The sequence below is a fragment of the Streptomyces cyaneus genome (genome assembly GCF_004028635.1).
Lineage (GTDB): Bacteria > Actinomycetota > Actinomycetes > Streptomycetales > Streptomycetaceae > Streptomyces > Streptomyces cyaneus.
In genome coordinates this window covers 150577-170044 of the sequence record NZ_RQJW01000009.1, presented here as the reverse complement: position 1 = coordinate 170044, position 19468 = coordinate 150577, and the positions used below count along the sequence as shown (strand labels likewise).

Annotated in this window: 18 protein-coding genes and 1 riboswitch; of the genes, 12 read left to right on the top strand and 6 right to left on the bottom strand. The window is 68.7% G+C overall.

The genetic code is table 11. The features are described from left to right. Positions 1-192 precede the first annotated feature (192 nt). Positions 193-846: a TetR/AcrR family transcriptional regulator gene (locus tag EHO50_RS31145; protein ID WP_128434570.1), complete on the bottom strand. Its 654-nt coding sequence runs from the start codon at positions 844-846 to the stop codon at positions 193-195. Between the two features lie 97 nt (positions 847-943). On the opposite strand from EHO50_RS31145, the gene EHO50_RS31140 reads away from it, so the two are divergent. Next, on the top strand, positions 944-1696 hold the full coding sequence (locus EHO50_RS31140) for an SDR family oxidoreductase (RefSeq protein ID WP_128434569.1): 753 nt from the start codon (positions 944-946) through the stop codon (positions 1694-1696). 48 nt (positions 1697-1744) lie between these two features. On the opposite strand, the gene EHO50_RS31135 is transcribed toward EHO50_RS31140, so the two are convergent. Next, positions 1745-2833 (bottom strand): SIS domain-containing protein, encoded by a 1089-nt coding sequence (locus tag EHO50_RS31135; protein WP_128434568.1) that lies wholly within the window; start codon positions 2831-2833, stop codon positions 1745-1747. Positions 2834-3086: 253 nt separating this feature from the next. Here EHO50_RS31135 and nagB point away from each other — a divergent pair, with 253 nt between their 5' ends. Beyond that, positions 3087-3872, top strand: a complete 786-nt coding sequence (nagB, locus tag EHO50_RS31130; RefSeq protein ID WP_128434567.1) for a glucosamine-6-phosphate deaminase — start codon at positions 3087-3089, stop codon at positions 3870-3872. 147 nt (positions 3873-4019) lie between these two features. Here the strand turns inward: nagB and EHO50_RS31125 are convergent, their stop codons facing one another. The 4 genes from EHO50_RS31125 to EHO50_RS31110 form a co-directional block, all read right to left on the bottom strand. Next, the gene (locus EHO50_RS31125) at positions 4020-5504 is read right to left on the bottom strand and encodes a glycoside hydrolase family 3 protein (protein ID WP_128434566.1); all 1485 of its coding nucleotides are present in this window, start codon (positions 5502-5504) and stop codon (positions 4020-4022) included. A gap of 9 nt (positions 5505-5513) precedes the next feature. Continuing rightward, on the bottom strand, positions 5514-6344 hold the full coding sequence (locus tag EHO50_RS31120; protein ID WP_128434565.1) for a carbohydrate ABC transporter permease: 831 nt from the start codon (positions 6342-6344) through the stop codon (positions 5514-5516). Beyond that, positions 6341-7333, bottom strand: coding sequence for a carbohydrate ABC transporter permease (locus EHO50_RS31115; RefSeq protein WP_128434564.1), 993 nt, complete (start codon positions 7331-7333; stop codon positions 6341-6343). The genes EHO50_RS31120 and EHO50_RS31115 overlap by 4 nt, the downstream gene beginning before the upstream one ends. A 133-nt stretch (positions 7334-7466) precedes the next feature. Continuing rightward, a complete protein-coding gene (locus tag EHO50_RS31110) occupies positions 7467-8744 on the bottom strand; it encodes an extracellular solute-binding protein (RefSeq protein ID WP_128434563.1) in 1278 nt (425 codons plus the stop codon). A gap of 306 nt (positions 8745-9050) precedes the next feature. Here EHO50_RS31110 and EHO50_RS31105 point away from each other — a divergent pair, with 306 nt between their 5' ends. The 10 genes from EHO50_RS31105 (at position 9051) to EHO50_RS31060 (ending at position 19412) form a co-directional block, all read left to right on the top strand. Then, positions 9051-9815 (top strand): GntR family transcriptional regulator, encoded by a 765-nt coding sequence (locus tag EHO50_RS31105; protein ID WP_031479454.1) that lies wholly within the window; start codon positions 9051-9053, stop codon positions 9813-9815. A 107-nt stretch (positions 9816-9922) separates the two neighbouring features. Beyond that, complete coding sequence (locus EHO50_RS31100) at positions 9923-12070, top strand: carbon starvation CstA family protein (protein ID WP_128434562.1); 2148 nt, start codon at positions 9923-9925, stop codon at positions 12068-12070. After that, on the top strand, positions 12033-12239 hold the full coding sequence (locus EHO50_RS31095; protein ID WP_128434561.1) for a YbdD/YjiX family protein: 207 nt from the start codon (positions 12033-12035) through the stop codon (positions 12237-12239). Before EHO50_RS31100 ends, EHO50_RS31095 begins: the two co-directional genes overlap by 38 nt. A 128-nt stretch (positions 12240-12367) precedes the next feature. Continuing rightward, a complete protein-coding gene (locus tag EHO50_RS31090; RefSeq protein WP_128434560.1) occupies positions 12368-12631 on the top strand; it encodes a DUF3311 domain-containing protein in 264 nt (87 codons plus the stop codon). Next, the gene (gene mctP, locus EHO50_RS31085) at positions 12628-14238 is read left to right on the top strand and encodes a monocarboxylate uptake permease MctP (RefSeq protein WP_164904990.1); all 1611 of its coding nucleotides are present in this window, start codon (positions 12628-12630) and stop codon (positions 14236-14238) included. Before EHO50_RS31090 ends, mctP begins: the two co-directional genes overlap by 4 nt. 112 nt (positions 14239-14350) lie before the next feature. Next, on the top strand, positions 14351-14650 hold the full coding sequence (locus EHO50_RS31080) for a hypothetical protein (protein WP_128434559.1): 300 nt from the start codon (positions 14351-14353) through the stop codon (positions 14648-14650). Between the two features lie 14 nt (positions 14651-14664). Then, positions 14665-15066, top strand: coding sequence for a hypothetical protein (locus EHO50_RS31075; protein WP_128434558.1), 402 nt, complete (start codon positions 14665-14667; stop codon positions 15064-15066). A gap of 96 nt (positions 15067-15162) precedes the next feature. Beyond that, a complete protein-coding gene (locus EHO50_RS31070) occupies positions 15163-15669 on the top strand; it encodes a GNAT family N-acetyltransferase (RefSeq protein WP_128434557.1) in 507 nt (168 codons plus the stop codon). A 52-nt stretch (positions 15670-15721) separates the two neighbouring features. Next, a riboswitch (cobalamin riboswitch) is annotated at positions 15722-15858 on the top strand. Between the two features lie 126 nt (positions 15859-15984). After that, on the top strand, positions 15985-18399 hold the full coding sequence (locus EHO50_RS31065; protein ID WP_128434556.1) for a ribonucleoside-diphosphate reductase subunit alpha: 2415 nt from the start codon (positions 15985-15987) through the stop codon (positions 18397-18399). Further along, positions 18399-19412 (top strand): ribonucleotide-diphosphate reductase subunit beta, encoded by a 1014-nt coding sequence (locus tag EHO50_RS31060; protein WP_128434555.1) that lies wholly within the window; start codon positions 18399-18401, stop codon positions 19410-19412. Before EHO50_RS31065 ends, EHO50_RS31060 begins: the two co-directional genes overlap by 1 nt. Positions 19413-19468 lie beyond the last annotated feature (56 nt).

The following is a 19468-nucleotide window of genomic DNA, read 5'->3' as shown; positions in this document are numbered from 1 at the left end:
CCTTCCTGTGCGGGGAAGACGGAAGTCGGTGCGTTCTTCTCCTACGCACTCCTTCGCATTGTGGACTAGACCACTCCGGTGTGTCCATGCGTTGGAGCCTGTTTGTTGTTGACGCTTCTTCGCGGGCTCCGAACCAGCTGGAGAACTAGTAGGACGCCCTGGCATCCACCACGCAGCCTAACCCGTGTGGGTTCATGTGCGGGGCCAGTTGGCCATGGCAATTTCCGCGAGCGCCTCCAGTTCCTCCCGGCTCGCCCCGTCGCGCGCCTGTTGTGACATGCCCTGGATCATCGCGCCGGTGTGCCGGGCGAGGGCGGCGGCGTCGGTGTCGGGCGGGAGGGCGCCTGTGGCGACGTCCGCTTCTATACGGCTGCGGATGGCTGCGATGTTGGCGTTGCGCCGCCCCCGCAGCGACTCCTCAACCTCGGGCGTCGAGCAGTTGGTCGCCGCATGGACGACGAGACAGCCGTGCGGATGGGCCGGATCGGTGTACTCCGTGGCGGCCTCGCGCAGCATCCGTGCCACGGCGGCGCGAGCGGTGGGCTCCTCGGCGAGAGCACGATCCGCGAAGGAGCCGTACCGCACGCCGTACTCGCGGACGACCTCCTCGAAGAGCGACTGCTTGTCACCGAAGGCGGAGTACAGGCTGGGGGCACCGATGTCCATGACGCGCGTGAGATCGGAGACGGAGGTCGCCTCGTAGCCGTGCTCCCAGAACGCGAGGATCGCCTTCTCCAGCGCGGTCTCGCGGTCGAAGGAGCGTGGGCGGCCGCGGGGTTTGGTCGCCGGACGGGCCTTCGCCCCGGCCTCCTCGCCCTCCTTGTTGCTCACCTTGTTGCTCACCATGGGGTGCATTTTATAGCGGGCGCTAGACAAATGTCGGCCGGGTGATCTACGGTCATTTTTGTAGCGACCACTAGAGAAATGTGAAGGGGGCGCCGGCATGGGTGCGCTTGCGGGCAGGACGGCTCTGGTCACGGGGGCGAGCAGGGGGATCGGGCGAGGGATCGCCGAACGGCTGGGGCGCGACGGCGCACGGGTCGGCGTGCACTACGGCAGGAACGAGGCGGCGGCGAAGGAGACGGTCGCCGCGATCGAGGCGGCGGGCGGCTCGGCGTTCACGATCGGCGTCGAGCTGGGGCAGCCGGGCGATGCGCAGGCGCTGTGGGAGGAGTTCGACCAAAACGCGGACGGGGTGGACGTCCTGGTCAACAACGCGGGGATCGGCACGTCGTCGGCGCTCGGGCAGATAGACGAGGAGGAGTACGACAGGGTCTTCGCGGTGAACGTGAAGGCGCCCCACTTCATCGTCAAGCACGGCCTCGGCCGACTGCGGGACGGTGGCCGGGTCATCAACATCTCCTCGGGGCTGGCGCGCACCGCGGCGATGCCGGACCTGATGGCGTACGCCATGACCAAGGGGGCGCTCGACGTCTTCACGCGTGACCTGTCCAAGGTGCTGGGCACGCGCGGAATCACGGTGAACTCGGTGGCGCCGGGGATCATCGACACGGACAACACCGCCGAGCTCCTGCACGGCACCGAGGACGGGTGGGCACAGGCCGCCGCATATTCGGCGCTCGGCCGGGTGGGCGAGACGGCCGACGTCGCCGACGTGGTGGCCTTCCTGGCTTCGGATGCGGGGCGGTGGGTGACGGGGAGCTGGGTGGACGCGACGGGGGGCTCGCTGACGTAGCGACATCTCTTGGAGCGCCCCGGGTTCAGGTCCTCGGGAGGCCCGGGCTCAGCGCGTCTCCGTCACCTTCGCCAGAGCGCGGGGCGCGTCCGGATCCTGGCCGCGGGCGATGGTGACCTCGTAAGCCAGGAGCTGGAGCGGGAGGATCTCCAGGATCGGCTGGACCTCCTCGGCCACGTCCTCGGTGGGCAGGACAAAGCCGGCCGAGGCCTGCTCGACCTGGTGCCGGGCGCCGATGACGACCAGGTCGGCGCCGCGGCCGCGCAGCCGGTCGAGTACGGGTTGGAGGGCCTCGCCCCCCTTGCCGTCGGTGACGACCGCGATGACCGGGGAGACGTTGTCGACCATGGCGAGCGGGCCGTGCAGGAGGTCGGCGCCGGAGTAGGCGAGGGCCGGGATGTAGCTGGTCTCCATCAGCTTGAGGGCGGCCTCCTTGGCCGTGGGATAGCCGTAGCCGCGGGAGGTGATCACCATGCGTTCGGCGAAGCGGTAGCGGGCGGCGAGGGCGCGGACCTCGTCCTGCCGGGCGAGCAGTTGCCCGGCGAGGTCCGGCAACACCTTGGCGGGGGCGCCGTCGCCGCCGCGCAGGCCTTCGACGAAGAGGTACAAGGCGAGAAGGGAGGCCGTATAGGTCTTGGTCGCGGGCAGGGCCCTCTCCGGTCCGGCCATGATGTCGAGGTGGTACTCGGAGACGCCGGCCAGGGGTGAGTCGGGGTTGTTGGTCACCGCGAGGGTGATCGCGCCGGCCTCGCGGGCGGCCCGGGTCGAGGCGACGAGGTCCGGGGAGCCGCCGGACTGACTGACGGTGACGACGAGGACGTCGGTGAGGTCGGGGCGGGCACCGTAGGCCGTGGTCGTCGACATCGAGGTCAGGCCGCAGGGCAGGCCGAGGCGGATCTCCAGGAGGTACTTGGCGTAGAGCGCGGCGTTGTCGGAGGTGCCGCGGGCGGTGAGCAGGACGAAGCGGGGTGCGCGGGCGGCGATCTCCTGGGCGACCTTGCGGATGGCGGGGGCGCCCTGGGACAGGATCCGGCGCAGCACGGCGGGCTGTTCGGCCATCTCACGGGCCATGATCCGGCCAGGGAGTTCGCTGTGCGGGGCGTGGGGGTCGGGCGGGTACGGGGTCGTGGCGGTCATGCGGGGCCCTTCCTGCTCTCGCGCTCATCGTGCGACGCACGGCGCCTGTCGCTGGCGCACGGCGCCTGACGCTTCGGACGGACAGTCTCCATTCCACTCCCCCACGGGGAATGACGCTTGCCCGACGGGTTCCCGAAATGCCCAAGGAGCCTCCGTTCACCTGGGACTCGAAGCCCCGCTCTGTTAGATTGGTCTAAACCACATGCCCCTTCAGGGTGCCCTTCGAGTCCCTCTTCAGATCGGCAGGCCCAGCGTGGAAGTTGTCATCGTTCCGGACGCCAAGGCGGGTGGCGAGCTGATAGCCGAGGCCATGGCGCAGCTGCTCCGGCGCAAGCCCGACGCCATGCTCGGGGTGGCCACCGGGTCGACGCCGCTGCCCATCTACGCGGCGCTCGCGGCAAAGATGCGCTCCGGTGCCGTGGACGTCTCACGGGCGCGGATCGCGCAGCTGGACGAGTATGTGGGGCTGCCCGCCGAGCATCCGGAGTCGTATCGGTCGGTGCTGCGGCGCGAGGTGCTGGAGCCGCTCGGGATCGGGATGGACGCGTTCATGGGGCCCGACGGTACGGCCGAGGACGTGCAGGGGGCGTGCGAGGCGTATGACGCGGCGCTGGCCGATGCTGGGGGCGTCGATCTGCAGTTGCTGGGGATCGGGACGGACGGACACATCGGGTTCAACGAGCCGTGTTCGTCGCTGGCGTCGCGGACGCGGATCAAGACGCTGACCGAGCAGACTCGGGTCGACAACGCGCGGTTCTTCGACGGGGACATCGAGCAGGTGCCGCATCACGTCATCACTCAGGGGATCGGCACGATTCTTGAGGCGCGGCATCTGGTGTTGCTGGCCACCGGGGAGGGCAAGGCAGATGCTGTTGCCGCGACTGTGGAGGGACCGGTGGCTGCGGTGTGCCCCGCCTCTGCGCTGCAGCTTCACCCGCATGCCACGGTTGTTGTCGACGAGGGGGCTGCGTCCAAGTTGAAGCTGGCGGAGTACTTCCGGCACACGTATGCCAACAAGCCGGAGTGGCAGGGGATTTAGGAGCGGTCTCGTCTGCCGGGTTCGGTCTGTTGCGGGCTGCGGGCTGCGGGTTGTGGTGGGTTGATCGCGCAGTGCCCAGCGCGCCCCCAGGGACGCCAAAGGCGCCGGGTCCTTCCATGGAACCCGGCGCCTTTGGCGTCGTAACCGCTACTCCCCCGCGATGACCTCCGCCGCCGCCCGGCCGCACACGCGGGCCGCGCCGTGGGTGGCGATGTGGAGGGCGCCTCGGGGAACTGCCTGGGGGACGCCCATCTCGACCACGATCGTGTCCGGGCGCGATTCCAGGAGGTAGTCCAGGGCAGCCCCCATCCAGGCGTGGCGGTGTTCGTCGCGGACCACGGCCACCACTCGTCGGCCGCCGGAGGCTTCCAGGGCCGCTCGGCCCGCGGCCTCGCCCGTGTACGTGCCTGTCTCGGTGCCGGGGAGCAGGCGGTTCAGTTCCGCCGCCACGCCCCACGGGGTCTCGTCGCCGACCGCGATGTTCGCGACCGGGGTGAAGGCGGCGACGTACGGCGGGTCGGTCAGCGGGGTGAAGTCCGCGGAGCCGGTCAGTTTCAGGGCGCGGCGGGCTGCGACGAGGCCCACGTCCGTTCGTCCCTCGCCCTCGATCGCCTGGGCCGTGGTCGCTGTCCAGCGGGCCAGTTCGCGTACCCGTTCCGCGGCCTCGGCCAGGCGGTCCTCGGGGAGTTCGCCGGAGCGGACCGCCGCGATCAGGGCGTCGCGCAGGCGGCGTACCGTCTCGTCGTCCGCCAGGCCGCCGCCCACGCAGATCGCGTCGGCGCCGGCCGCGATGGCGAGGACACTGCCGCGTTCGATGCCGTAGGTGGCGGCGATGGCCTGCATCTCCATGCCGTCGGTGACGATCAGGCCGCTGTAGCCGAGGTCGCCGCGCAGCAGGTCGGTCAGGACCGGGCGGGACAGGGTCGCCGGGTGGTCGGGGTCCAGGGCGGGGACGAGGATGTGCGCGCTCATCACCGCCCGCGTGCCGGCGGCGATCGCCGCGCGGAACGGGGAGAGTTCGCGGTCCGACAGCACGTCCAGGGCTGCGTCGATGCGCGGGAGGGCGTGGTGGGAGTCGACCGCCGTGTCGCCGTGGCCCGGGAAGTGTTTCGTGCAGGCCGCGACGCCTGCCGACTGCAGGCCGGTGACGTAGGCCGCGGTGTGGCGGGCGACCAGGGCGGTGTCGGCGCCGAAGGAGCGGACGCCGATGACCGGGTTGGCGGGGTTGGAGTTCACGTCCGCCGACGGGGCCCAGTTGAGGTTCACTCCGCAGGCGGCCAGGCGGCGGCCCAGTTCGGACGCCACCTGCCTCGTCAGGTCCACGTCGTCCACCGCGCCCAGGGCATGGTTGCCGGGGAAGGAGGAGCCGCTGCGCACCTCCAGCCTCGTCACATCACCCCCCTCCTCGTCGATCGCGACCAGCACGTCGTCGCGCTCGGCACGCAACTGGGCCGTCAGCGCGGCCAGTTGCTCCGGCGAGGCGATGTTGCGGCCGAACAGGCCGACGGAGGCGAGGCCCTCGCCGAGGCGGCGCAGCAGCCAGTCGGGGGCGGTGGTGCCGGTGAAGCCGGGCTGCAGAACGGTCAGGGCATCGCGCGTCAAAGTATCGGTGGCGCTGGCGATTGTCGTCATCGGGTGGCGTTATCCCTTCACGGCGCCGGCCGTCAGGCCGCTGACAGCCCTGCGCTGCAGGAAGACGAAGAGGATCAGGATCGGGATGGCGAAGAGGGAGGACGCCGCCATCGTCGCGCCCCAGTCGTTGCCGAAGGCGGTCTGGAAGCTGGACAGCCACAGTGGCAGGGTCTGTGCCTCGGTCTCCTTGTTCAGCACCAGGACCAGGGGGAATTCATTCCATGCGGTGATGAAGCCGAAGAGCGAGGTGGACATCAGGCCCGGGGCCAGCAGCGGCAGGATGACCTTGCGGAACGCCTGGGCGCGGCTGCAGCCGTCGACCATCGCGGCCTCCTCCAGCTCCCGGGGCACCGCGGCGACGAAGCCGCGCAGCGTCAGGATGGTGAAGGGGAGGATCATCATCATGTAGAAGACCGTCAGCGGCACGAGGCTGTTCAGCATCGACGCATCGCGCACGATCATGTACATCGCGATGATCATGACCTCCCAGGGCGCCATCTGGGCCAGCATGAAGCCGATGACGAAGCCGCGCCGCCCCTTGAACCGCATCCGGGCGAGGGCGAAGGAGCCGGCCAGCGCGATGACCAGGGCGAAGGCGACCGCGCAGAACGTGACGATCAGCGAGTTGGAGACGTAGGTCCAGAAGTGGTCCACGCCGGTCGCCCGCTTGAAGTGCTCGAAGGTGATGTCGGTCGGGAACCAGACCGGGTCCTCCGAGATGATGTCGCCGGTCGGCTTGAAGGCCGTGGCGAACATCCAGTACACGGGGAAGACGAAGCCGATGAACAGGACGACGGCCGTGACATTGGGCCACAGGCGGCCGAAGAGCGAGCGCTTCACAGCCCGGCCTCCTCTTCCTCTCGCTTGAGCACGATCCTGAGGTAGTAGGCGGTCAGGCCGAGCAGGATCAGGATGGTCAGGACGGCGATCGCGGCGCCCATGCCGTAGTGCTGGTTGCCGACGCCCTCGATGTAGGCGTAGACGGGCAGGATCTCGGTGAGCCGGTCGGGGCCGCCTCCGTTGATGGTGAAGACCTGCACGAACGCCTTGAAGACCCAGATGATCTCCAGGAAGGTCGTGGCGTAGAGGAAGGGCCGCAGGAACGGGAGCGTCACCGTGGTGAAGCTCTTCCAGCCGCCCGCCCCGTCGAGCGCCGCCGCCTCGTAGAGCTCGCTCGGGATGGTGGTCGTGGCCGCGTAGAGGTTGATCGCGACGAACGGGATCGACTGCCAGACGATCAGGACCGTGACCACGAAGAAGGTCGACATCTGGCTGCTGGTCCAGCTGTAGTCGGCCATGGAGTGCCAACCCAGCTTGTCCAGGACCCAGTTGACGACGCCGAAGCGCTGCGCGAACAGCCACTGGTAGACGGTGGTCGCGGCGACCACGGGCATCGCCCAGGCCAGCACAAGCCCGACCATCAGCATGACCCGCATCCGCCGGCCGAGGCGGGCGAGCAGCAGGCCGACCAGCGCGCCCGCGACCATGATCAGGGCGACGTTGACCGCCGTGAACAGGATCGAGCGCAGGGTGACGCGCCAGAAGTCCTCGCCGGTGAGGACCTCCTTGTAGTTGTCGACGCCGTTCCACTCGGTGACGTGCTGGATCAGCTGCGCCATGTTGAGGTTCTGGAACGACAGCAGGACGTCCTTCAGCAGCGGCCAGCCGAGCAGCAGCACGGTGGCCACGCAGGCCGGCAGCAGCAGGAGGTACGGGGTGAGCGCGCCGGCGCGGGACGCGGCTCGGCGCCGCGGTCCGGCGGGCCCGCTCTCATCCCTTTTGGTCACGTCCACCGGGCCGGAGGGCGGCCGTTCGGTCTGCACGGTCATGCTCGCGATCTCTCTTCTCGGCCTTCTCGGCCTCTCGACCTACGTACGTAGACCCGCGTGCGGTCGCCGGGGCGGGGGGGCGGCATGCGCATCCCCCACCCCGGCGCGAACACCGGCGCCTTACTGCGGCTGCTTACTGCTGCTGCGACAGGCGCTTGTTGAACTCGTCCTCGACCTGCTTGGCGGCCTCGGCCGGGGACTTACCGTTCAGCACGGCGGTCATGTACGTCTTGATCGGGTTGGGCGCGTTCTCCACGGCGGCCCACTCCGGGATCAGCGGCGTGGTGCCACCGCCCGCGGCGGCCGGCGCGGCTGCCTCGGCGACGACGTTGCCCTTGAGGTTGGTCTGCAGCGACTCCTTGTTCGGGATGACGCCGTTGAGCTTGGCCAGCTCGCCCTCGTACTTGTCGGACAGGGCGATCTTCAGGAACTCCTTGGCGAGCTCCTGCTTCTCGCTGCCCGCGGCGACCGCGAGGTTGGAGCCGCCGAGGAAGACGCCCTCGGGCTTGTCGGCCGTGGCACCCGGGATGGTGAAGTAGCCGATCTCCTTCTCGATCTTCTTGTTGGCCTCGATCGCGATGCCGGCTTCCCAGCCCATCCCGATGAAGGCGCCGACGTTGCCCTTGCCGAAGACCTCGCCCTGCTGCGGGGTGGCCTCGTCCTTGTCCTTGGGCGCCTTGGACAGCGCCTGGAACTTCTTGTACGTCTCCATCGCGGCGGCGACCTTCGGGTCGGCGAGGTTGGAGACGTACTTGTCGCCGTCCTTCTTGACCAGCTCGGCGCCCTCACCGATGGTCAGGCCGACGAAGTGGTACCAGTTCTGGCCCGGCAGGTAGATGGGCTCGGCGTCGGTCTTCTCGCCGATCTGCTTGAGGTCGGCGTAGAACTCGTCGCGGGTCTTGGGGGTGTCCTTGATGCCCGCCTCGGCCCAGATCTTCTTGTTGTAGAGGACGACGCGGTTGGCGAAGTACCACGGGGCGGCGTACTGCTTGCCGTCGTAGATGGACGACTCGTTCAGGGACTCGGTCCAGTCGGCGCCGATCTCGGACTTCAGGTCGGCGAGGTCGGCGAGGCCGCCGGTCTTGGCGTAGGCCGGGGTCTGCGTGTTACCGATCTCGAAGACGTCCGGCGGGTTCTCCTCGGACAGGGCGGTGGTCAGCTTCTGCTGGATGCCGTTCCACTGCTGGACCTCGAACTTGACCTTGGCCTTGGTCTGCTTCTCGAAGGCGGCCTGGACGTCCTTCTGCCACTGGTCCGGCGAGGAGCCGTCCATCACCCACACCGTGAGCGTCTGGCCCGCGTAGCCGTCCGCCCCGGCCTTGTTCCCACCGTCGCCGTTGTCGCCCCCGCACGCCGCCAGCGAGATCATCATGCCCGCGACACCGATCGCGGATATCAGCTTGCGCTTCACGCCACCCTCCTCAGGGATGCCCACACCTCCCGCCCATGGGCCGGGACCTGGACCAATGGTGTAGACCAGTACGGGGAGCTTGGACCAGACCAGGAAGCGTGTCAAGGGTGGCCGAATGCCCTCTGACCAGCCGTTATGGGACCTACATATGCAGGAACCTTTAAGTAAGAAGGCAGCGAAAACAGCGGCGCCGGAGTACTCTCGTCCGCTAGACCACTTGGGACTGTGGACTAGACCAAAAGAGGCGGCGACGGTATACAGAAGGGATCACGATGTGACCCGCATCCGGAGCCGGGAAGGCAGACCATGAGCACCGACGTCAGCAGTGCGGAGAACGAGAACGGCGCCACGGTCCGTACCGCCCGCGTGCCCAAGTACTACCGCCTGAAGAAGCACCTCCTCGACATGACGGAGACCCAGGCGCCCGGCACCCCGGTCCCGCCCGAGCGCACCCTGGCCGCCGAGTTCGACACCTCCCGCACGACCGTGCGCCAGGCCCTGCAGGAACTGGTCGTCGAGGGGCGCCTGGAGCGCATCCAGGGCAAGGGCACCTTCGTCGCCAAACCGAAGGTCTCGCAGGCCCTGCAACTCACCTCGTACACCGAGGACATGCGCGCCCAGGGCCTGGAGCCGACCTCCCAGCTGCTGGACATCGGCTACATCACCGCCGACGACCGCCTCGCCGACCTGCTCGACATCACGGCCGGCGGCCGGGTGCTGCGCATCGAGCGACTGCGCATGGCGAACGGCGAGCCGATGGCCATCGAGACGACCCACCTGAGCGCGAAGCGCTTCCCCGCCCTGCGCCGGTCCCTGGTCAAGTACACGTCCCTCTACACCGCGCTCGCCGAGGTCTACGACGTCCATCTCGCCGAGGCCGAGGAGACCATCGAGACCTCCCTGGCCACCCCGCGCGAGGCCGGCCTGCTCGGCACCGACGTGGGCCTGCCGATGCTGATGCTGTCCCGGCACTCGCTGGACCGGGAGGGGCAGCCGGTGGAGTGGGTGCGGTCGGTGTACCGGGGGGACCGGTACAAGTTCGTGGCGAGGTTGAAGAGGCCTCAGGATTAAGCCAGTTAGGGAAGGTGAAGGGACAACGACTCCCGCACGCGGTGTAGCGCCTGTCCCCAACCTGCTCTACGTTCCTCCCGTCGCCGCATGGACGGGAGGAACACCCGGTGCGTACCGCGAATCCCCGAACCATCGTCATCTGGACCCTGGTCGCGCTGGTCGGTGCCGCCGGCTGGACCGTGCTCGCGCTCTCCCGCGGCGAGGACGTCTCCGCCGCCTGGATGGTCGCGGCCGCCCTCGGCTCGTACGCGATCGCCTACCGCTTCTACGCCAAGTTCATCGCGTACAAGGTCCTGAAGGTCGACAGGACCAGGGCCACCCCCGCCGAACGCCTCAACAACGGCATCGACTTCCACCCGACCGACCGCCGCGTCCTGCTCGGCCACCACTTCGCGGCGATCGCCGGTGCCGGCCCCCTGGTCGGCCCGGTGCTGGCCGCGCAGATGGGCTACCTCCCGGGCACGATCTGGATCATCGCCGGCGTCATCTTCGCGGGTGCGGTCCAGGACATGGTGGTGCTGTTCTTCTCCACCCGCCGGGACGGACGCTCGCTGGGGCAGATGGCGCGCGAGGAGATCGGTCCGTTCGGCGGCGCGGCCGCGCTGCTCGCCGCCTTCGCCATCATGATCATCCTGCTCGGCGTGCTGGCGCTGGTGATCGTCAACGCCCTCGCACAGTCCCCGTGGGGCACCTTCTCCATCGCGATGACGATCCCGATCGCCCTGCTGATGGGCTTCTACCTGCGAGTACTGCGCCCCGGCCGGGTCACCGAGGTCTCGGTGATCGGCGTCGCGCTGCTGCTGTTCGCCCTGGTCGCGGGCCGCTGGGTCGCCGAGTCGTCGTGGGCCGACACCTTCACCCTCGCGCCCTCGACGCTGGTGATCTGGCTGGTGGCGTACGGCTTCATCGCCTCGATCCTGCCGGTGTGGATGCTGCTGGCGCCGCGCGACTACCTCTCCACCTTCATGAAGGTCGGCACGATCGCCCTGCTCGCCCTGGGCGTGGTCATCGCGCTGCCGACGCTGAAGATGGACGCGGTGACGGACTTCGCCTCGCGCGGTAACGGCCCGGTCTTCGCGGGGTCCCTGTTCCCGTTCGTCTTCATCACCATCGCCTGCGGCGCCCTGTCCGGCTTCCACTCGCTCATCTCGTCCGGTACGACGCCGAAGATGATCCAGAAGGAGACGCAGGTCCGGATGATCGGCTACGGCTCCATGCTGATGGAGTCGTCGGTCGCGGTGATGGCACTGGTGGCGGCGAGCATCATCGACCCGGGCCTGTACTTCGCGATGAACGCGCCCGCCGGGGTCATCGGGGACACCGTGCAGAACGCCTCGCAGGTCGTGGGGAGTTGGGGCTACCAGATCTCCCCCGAGGCGCTGGCGCGGGCTGCGGAGAACGTCGAGGAGGCGTCCCTGCTCTCCCGCACCGGCGGCGCGCCCACCCTCGCCATCGGCGTCTCGGAGATCTTCTCCCAGGTCACCGGCGACGGCCTGCGCGCCTTCTGGTACCACTTCGCGATCATGTTCGAGGCGCTGTTCATCCTGACCGCGCTGGACGCCGGCACCCGCGTGGGCCGGTTCATGCTCCAGGACACGCTGGGCAACGTCTACCGGCCCTTCAAGAACGTCAGCTGGAAGCCCGGCCTGGTCATCACCAGCGCCGTGGTGTGCGGCCTGTGGGGGTACTTCCTGTGGGTCGGCGTCCACGAGCCCCTCGGCGGCATCAACCAGCTCTTCCCGATCTTCGGCATCTCGAACCAGCTGCTCGCCGCGGTCGCCCTCGCCGTCTGTACGACCCTGCTGGTGAAGTCCGGACGCCTCAAGTGGGCCTGGATCACCGGAATCCCGCTCGCCTGGGACGCCACGGTGACGCTCACCGCCAGCTGGCAGAAGGTCTTCTCCAGCGACCCCAAGGTCGGCTTCTTCAAGCAGCGTCAGGTCTTCCAGGACGCCATCGACCGCGGCGAGGTCCTGCCGCCCGCCAAGAGCATGGACGACATGCACACCGTGGTCACCAACTCCACGGTGGACGGCGTCCTCTCGGCGGTCCTCGCGCTCCTGATCGTCGTCGTCATCGTCGACGCGGCCCGCGTCTGCGTCCGGCACGTGCGCCGTCCTGCGCTCTCCACGCTCAGCGAGGCGCCGTACGTCGAGTCGAAGATCACCGCTCCGGCCGGGCTGTTCCCGACGAAGGAGGAGAAGGAGGAGGAGCAGCGTGCGGTCACTTCGGCGACTTCGGCGGGTACTCAGTAGCGTGCGCTGGTACGTGCGCGAGCTGACCGACGAGTCGGCTTATGACCGTTATGTCGCGCACGTACGGCACGAGCACCCGGACGCGCCCGTGCCGTCCCGGCGTGACTTCGAGCGGATGCGGAGCGACCGTCAGGAGGCGGACCCGCGGCAGGGGTTCCGCTGCTGCTGAGCGCTCCGCCGCCCTACACACCAAGCCTCCACATCCGATATGCGGACGGGGTCTTCCGCTGTCGTGGCACCGTCACCTACATTGCCTGCGCGTTTCTCAGGTGATCAGCGAGGGGACGGAGCCGTCAGATGTCAGATGCGCCAGAAGTGAACAGAGGGGTGGTGACACCCGTCCGGGTCGTCATCGCCCTCTGCCTCGTCGCGCCCTTCGTGGCGATGTTGTGGGTGGGGTCGTACGCCAAGACCGACCCGGAGTTCGCCGGCATCCCGTTCTTCTACTGGTACCAGATGCTGTGGGTTCTGCTCTCCACGGTGCTGACGATGATCGCGTACAAGCTGTGGCAGCGTGACCAGCGCGACCGCGCTTCGGAGAAGGGCGGTGCGTCGGAGTGAAGAACGACGTGAACGGCGTGGCACTCGCCGTCTTCATCTTCTTCTTCGTGGCCGTCACGGTCATGGGCTTCCTGGCGGCGCGCTGGCGCAGGGCCGAGAACGAGCACAGCCTCGACGAATGGGGCCTGGGCGGCCGGTCGTTCGGCACCTGGATCACCTGGTTCCTGCTCGGCGGCGACCTGTACACGGCGTACACCTTCGTGGCGGTCCCGGCGGCGATCTACGCGGCCGGCGCGGCGGGCTTCTTCGCGGTGCCGTACACGATCCTCGTCTACCCCCTGATCTTCACGTTCCTGCCCCGCCTGTGGTCGGTCTCGCACAAGCACGGCTATGTGACGACCTCGGACTTCGTGCGCGGCCGCTTCGGCTCCAAGGGCCTGTCGCTGGCCGTGGCCGTCACCGGCCTGCTGGCCACCATGCCGTACATCGCGCTCCAGCTGGTCGGCATCCAGGCGGTGCTGGACGTGATGGGCGTGGGCGGCGGCGAGAACACCAACTGGTTCGTGAAGGACCTCCCGCTCCTCATCGCCTTCGGTGTGCTGGCGGCGTACACCTACTCCTCGGGTCTGCGCGCCCCCGCGCTGATCGCGTTCGTCAAGGACACGCTGATCTACATCGTCATCGCGGTGGCGATCATCTACATCCCGATCAAGCTGGGCGGGTTCGACGAGATCTTCGCCTCGGCGGGCGAGAAGTACACGAAGGCCGGCGTGGGCGGCCTGATCCCGCCGGAGGCCGGCCAGTGGACGTACGCCACGCTGGCGTTGGGCTCCGCGCTCGCGCTGTTCATGTACCCGCACTCGATCACGGCGACGCTCTCCTCGCGCAGCCGTGAGGTGATCCGCCGCAACACCACGATCCTGCCGCTGTACTCGCTGATGCTGGGCCTGCTCGCCCTCCTGGGCTTCATGGCGATCGCGGCCGGAGTCCAGGTCACCAACCCCCAGTTGGCGATCCCGCAGCTCTTCGAGGACATGTTCCCGGCCTGGTTCGCGGGTGTCGCCTTCGCGGCGATCGGCATCGGCGCCCTCGTTCCCGCGGCCATCATGTCCATCGCGGCCGCGAACCTCTTCACCCGCAACATCTACAAGGACTTCATCAAGCCGGACGCGACGCCCGCGCAGGAGACCAAGATCTCCAAGCTGGTCTCGCTGCTGGTGAAGGTGGGCGCCCTGATCTTCGTCCTCACCATGGACAAGACGGTCGCGATCAACTTCCAGCTCCTGGGCGGCATCTGGATCCTGCAGACCTTCCCGGCGCTGGTCGGCGGCCTGTTCACCCGCTGGTTCCACCGCTGGGCGCTGCTCGCCGGCTGGGCCGTGGGCATGCTCTACGGCACGATCGCCGCGTACGGCGTCGCCTCCCCGACCCAGAAGCACTTCGGCGGCTCGGCCAAGGAAATCCCCGGCATCGGGGAGATCGGCTACATCGGTCTGACGGCGTTCGTGCTGAACGTGGTCGTGACGGTCGTCCTCACCTTCGTCCTGAAGGCGGCGAAGGCTCCCGAGGGCATCGACGAGACCAAGCCGGAGGACTACACGGCGGACGCGGGCGACCCGGGCGTCCAGGTGGAGCTGCCGCCGGCGACGGCGGGATCGTCCCACTGAACACGCCCTGACCTCGGCATCCGGCGGCGGTCCGCGAGTTGCGGGCCGCCGCCGCATGGGAAACGCTGAAAGGGAAGGCCCACCTGTTCTCCCAGCTTTGAGGAGCGGAACCGTGGGTGACACCCTCCCCACCGTCGACGACCTCGTCGCCGCGGACCCTGACATCTCGTTCGACGGCAGTCAGCTCACGGTCCTGTCCCAGGACCCCTCCGTGCAGATCCTGCCCTGTCCGGTCTGCTTCCTGTACGCCGGTCGTCCGGCGTTCTCGATCGTGCTGAACGCTCCCAGCCCGGAGCTCGCGCTGCTCACCGCGCGGCAGATGGCGGACCGATTCAACCAGCAGGCGGCGAACTTCGGGCATCAGCCCCTCATGACCGCGCAAGGCGGGTTCTGCCCGCCCTCTTCCGACTGACCCAGGAGGACCCCATGGCCTCGGTTTCCGTCGGTCCGAACACCTTCAACGTGACGGTCAAGCAGGTGTCCGGCACCAACTCCAGCGGTCTGGGCAGCGCCTTCAACGTGGGCAGCCTGGCGCCCGTGACCGGCACGGCCCTGTCGAGTCCCGGCGAACTCCTCACCTTGGACATCAAGGTGGAGAACCCCCGGGGCGAGGCCAACTCCGTGACGGCCACGGTCAGCGACCAGTCGGGCAGCAACGCGTTCTTCGGCGAAGGCACGCTGCACTGGGACGAGGGCGAGACGGGCGAGTTGTGGATCCAGTTCACCGACTTCCCGCCGCAGGCGGACCAGGTGACGCCGACCGGCTCGTGCGAGTACGCGCTTATCTCTTCCGGGGCGGACGTCGCGGTGCGGGTCTTCACCGTGTGACCGGCCCTTTTCCTCTTGCCGGACCGAACCTCTTGTCATACCGGCCCTGTGGAAATCCCAGCCCCCTCGCCACGCCCGTCCGGCACACTCGGCCCCATGGACCTCCTCATTCGCCCCGTCACGCCCGCCGAGTACGACGCCCTCGCCGAGATCACCGCGCAGGCCTATCTCCAGGACGGCCTCCTCGACTTCGGCGAGAGCGACGAGTACCTGGGTGAGCTGAAGGACGTCGCCAAGCGGGCGGCCGCCGCCGAGGTACTGGTGGCTGCCGAGAAGGACCGGCTGCTCGGCGGCGTGACCTTCGTGCCGTCCGGCGGTCCCATGGCCGACATAGCCGGGCCCGGCGAGGCCGAGATCCGCATGCTGGCGGTCGCGCGGGACGCCCGGGGCCGAGGCGCCGGAGAAGCCCTCGTACGCGCCTGCATCGACCGCGCACGGGCCACGGAGGGCTGCGTACGCATCGTCCTGTCGACGCAGCGCACCATGCACAGCGCCCACCGCATCTACGAACGTCTGGGCTTCGTTCGCACACCCGAGCGGGACTGGAATCCGATCCCGGCCCTCACCGACATCACTCTCCTCACCTACGAGTTGACGCTTTGAAACCAGCGCGACACAACATGTGGGGGTGACACGACAGCCCGGCACAAGATGTATGCTCGTGCTCGCTGTCGCCGCAGGGGAATCCGGTGCGAATCCGGAACTGTCCCGCAACGGTGTACTCGTACACGTATGCCCGCATGCCGTCGTACGAGAGTCAGTCCGAGGACCTGCCGACAGCGCGCCCGGCCACCCGGCCGGTGCGCCCTGACGTCCGGGCCTCGTGGAATGGGCCGGTGGATGCGACGCCGCGTGCGCTCGTGTACTGCCCCCTGCCCTCCCGCAAGGCCCCCGTGCCGAGCGAGGGAGAGCCCCCACGTGACCATCGCGCCAGCAGACCCGGCCTCAGCCGTCCCCAGCGTCCCGACCGTCCCGACCGTCTTGACCGACGAGGACGCTCCGGGAACCGCGTTGCTGCGGACCCTGACCGAGCTGACCGCCGACCTCCCCGACGCCGACCCCGGCCGGGTCGCCGCCGCCGCGCTGCGCGGCCGGTCCGCCTCCGCGGACGAGCAGGAGCTGCGCGAGCTGGCCACCGAGGCGGCGGCCGGTCTGATCTCCGAGGACCCCGCCTACAGCAGGCTGGCCGCCCGGCTGCTGACCATCTCCATCGCCGCCGAGGCCGCCTCGCAGGGCGTCACGTCCTTCACCGAGTCGGTCGCGGTCGGGCATCGCGAGGGGCTCATCGCCGACCGGACGGCCGAGTTCGTGCGTCTGCACGCCGCCCGCCTCGACGCCCTGATCGACACCGGCGCCGACGACCGCTTCGGCTACTTCGGCCTGCGCACCCTGCACAGCCGGTACCTGCTGCGCCACCCCATCACCCGCAAGGTCATCGAGACGCCCCAGCACTTCATGCTGCGCGTCGCCGCGGGTCTCGCCGAGGACGACACCATCCGGTCGGTGGACGAAGTCGCCGCGCTCTACGGGCTCATGAGCCGCCTCGACTACCTCCCCTCCTCCCCCACCCTCTTCAACTCCGGCACCCGGCACCCCCAGATGTCGTCCTGCTACCTCCTCGACTCCCCCAAGGACGAGCTGGACTCCATCTACGACCGCTACCACCAGGTCGCCCGCCTCTCGAAGCACGCCGGCGGCATCGGGCTGTCCTACTCCCGTATCCGCTCCCGGGGTTCGCTGATCCGCGGCACGAACGGCCACTCCAACGGCATCGTCCCGTTCCTGAAGACGCTCGACGCCTCCGTCGCCGCCGTGAACCAGGGCGGCCGGCGCAAGGGTGCCGCCGCGGTCTACCTGGAGACCTGGCACTCCGACATCGAGGAGTTCCTGGAGCTGCGCGACAACACCGGTGAGGACGCCCGGCGTACGCACAACCTGAACCTCGCGCACTGGATCCCCGACGAGTTCATGCGCCGCGTGAACGCCGACGGCCTGTGGTCCCTGTTCTCCCCCGCCGACGTGCCCGAGCTGGTCGACCTGTGGGGCGAGGAGTTCGACGCGGCGTACCGCAAGGCGGAGGAGCAGGGCCTGGCGCGCAAGACCATCCCCGCCCGTGACCTGTACGGCCGCATGATGCGCACCCTCGCGCAGACCGGCAACGGCTGGATGACCTTCAAGGACGCCGCCAACCGCACCGCCAACCAGACGGCCCTGCCGGGCCATGTCGTCCACTCCTCCAACCTCTGCACGGAGATCCTGGAGGTCACGGACGACGGGGAGACGGCGGTCTGCAACCTGGGGTCCGTCAATCTCGGTGCCTTCGTCGACACGACGACCGTGGACGGGGACGGCATCGACTGGGAGCGGCTCGACGCCACCGTCCGTACCGCCGTCACCTTCCTCGACCGCGTCGTCGACATCAACTTCTACCCGACCGAGCAGGCGGGCCGGTCGAACGCCAAGTGGCGCCCGGTCGGGCTGGGCGCGATGGGTCTGCAGGACGTGTTCTTCAAGCTGCGGCTGCCCTTCGACTCGCCGGAGGCCAAGGCGCTCTCCACCCGTATCGCCGAGCGCATCATGCTCGCCGCGTACGAGGCCTCCGCCGACCTCGCCGAGCGCAACGGCCCGCTGCCGGCCTGGGAGAAGACCCGTACGGCCAAGGGTGTCCTGCACCCCGACCACTACCCGAACGCCGAGCTGACCTGGCCGGAGCGCTGGGCCGCCCTGCGGGAGCGTATGGCCACCACCGGCCTGCGCAACTCCCTGCTCCTCGCCATCGCGCCGACCGCCACCATCGCGTCCATCGCCGGCGTCTACGAGTGCATCGAGCCGCAGGTCTCCAACCTGTTCAAGCGCGAGACGCTGTCCGGTGAGTTCCTCCAGGTCAACTCCTACCTGGTCAACGACCTGAAGGAGCTGGGAGTCTGGGACGCCCGCACCCGCGAGGCGCTGCGCGACTCGAACGGCTCGGTGCAGGACTTCGCCTGGATCCCGGCCGAGGTACGGGCCCTGTACCGCACGGCGTGGGAGATCCCGCAGCGCGGCCTGATCGACATGGCGGCGGCGCGGACCCCGTTCCTCGACCAGTCGCAGTCCCTGAACCTCTTCCTGGAGACGCCGACCATCGGCAAGCTCTCCTCGATGTACGCGTACGCCTGGAAGTCGGGCCTGAAGACGACGTACTACCTGCGCTCGCGCCCGGCCACCCGCATCGCCCGCGCCGCACAGGCCCAGGCTCAGCCTGGAACGACCATCCCCGTTCAGCAGCCGGCTCCCGAAGACGCCGTCGCCTGCTCCCTGGAAAACCCCGAGTCCTGCGAGGCCTGCCAGTAATGAGCTCCACCGAAAAGAACCTTCTCGACCCGGGCTTCGAGCTGACCCTGCGTCCCATGCGCTACCCGGACTTCTACGAGCGCTACCGGGACGCCATCAAGAACACCTGGACCGTGGAGGAGGTGGACCTCCACTCGGACGTGACGGATCTCGCGAAACTGTCACCTTCCGAGCAGCACCTCATCGGCCGCCTGGTGGCCTTCTTCGCGACGGGCGACTCGATCGTCGCGAACAACCTGGTGCTGACGCTGTACAAGCACATCAACTCCCCCGAGGCGCGGCTGTACCTGAGCCGTCAGCTGTTCGAGGAGGCCGTGCACGTCCAGTTCTACTTGACGCTGCTCGACACCTATCTCCCCGACCCGGAGGACAGGGCGGCGGCCTTCGACGCCGTCGAGAACATCCCCTCCATCCGCGAGAAGGCCGAGTTCTGCTTCAAGTGGATCAACGAGGTCGAGAAGCTGGAGCGCCTGGAGACCAAGTCCGACCGGCGTCGCTTCCTGCTCAACCTGATCTGCTTCGCCGCGTGCATCGAGGGCCTGTTCTTCTACGGCGCCTTCGCCTACGTCTACTGGTTCCGCAGCCGGGGCCTGCTGCACGGCCTGGCCACCGGCACCAACTGGGTGTTCCGCGACGAGACGATGCACATGAGCTTCGCCTTCGACGTCGTCGACACCGTCCGCAAGGAGGAGCCGGAGCTCTTCGACGACCAGCTTCAGCAGCAGGTCACCGACATGCTGAGGGAGGCCGTCGAGGCCGAGCTGCAGTTCGCGCGCGACCTGTGCGGTGACGGCCTCCCGGGCATGAACACCGAGTCGATGCGGCAGTACCTGGAGTGTGTCGCCGACCAGCGTCTGACGCGGCTCGGCTTCGCCCCGGTGTACGGCTCCGAGAACCCCTTCTCCTTCATGGAGCTGCAGGGCGTTCAGGAGCTCACCAACTTCTTCGAGCGGCGTCCGTCGGCGTACCAGGTGGCGGTGGAGGGCACCGTCGATCTGGACGAGGACTTCTGACCGACGGACGAGACGGTAAACGCGGCCGCCGGCCGAACAGGGTTCGGCCGGCGGCC

Coding starts and splice junctions, on each gene's coding strand:
- EHO50_RS31145 (WP_128434570.1), bottom strand. CDS start 846: ATGGTGAGCAACAAGGTGAGCAACAAGGAGGGCGAGGAGGCCGGGGCG.
- EHO50_RS31140 (WP_128434569.1), top strand. CDS start 944: ATGGGTGCGCTTGCGGGCAGGACGGCTCTGGTCACGGGGGCGAGCAGG.
- EHO50_RS31135 (WP_128434568.1), bottom strand. CDS start 2,833: ATGACCGCCACGACCCCGTACCCGCCCGACCCCCACGCCCCGCACAGC.
- EHO50_RS31125 (WP_128434566.1), bottom strand. CDS start 5,504: ATGACGACAATCGCCAGCGCCACCGATACTTTGACGCGCGATGCCCTG.
- EHO50_RS31115 (WP_128434564.1), bottom strand. CDS start 7,333: ATGACCGTGCAGACCGAACGGCCGCCCTCCGGCCCGGTGGACGTGACC.
- EHO50_RS31105 (WP_031479454.1), top strand. CDS start 9,051: ATGAGCACCGACGTCAGCAGTGCGGAGAACGAGAACGGCGCCACGGTC.
- EHO50_RS31090 (WP_128434560.1), top strand. CDS start 12,368: ATGTCAGATGCGCCAGAAGTGAACAGAGGGGTGGTGACACCCGTCCGG.
- EHO50_RS31075 (WP_128434558.1), top strand. CDS start 14,665: ATGGCCTCGGTTTCCGTCGGTCCGAACACCTTCAACGTGACGGTCAAG.
- EHO50_RS31070 (WP_128434557.1), top strand. CDS start 15,163: ATGGACCTCCTCATTCGCCCCGTCACGCCCGCCGAGTACGACGCCCTC.
- EHO50_RS31060 (WP_128434555.1), top strand. CDS start 18,399: ATGAGCTCCACCGAAAAGAACCTTCTCGACCCGGGCTTCGAGCTGACC.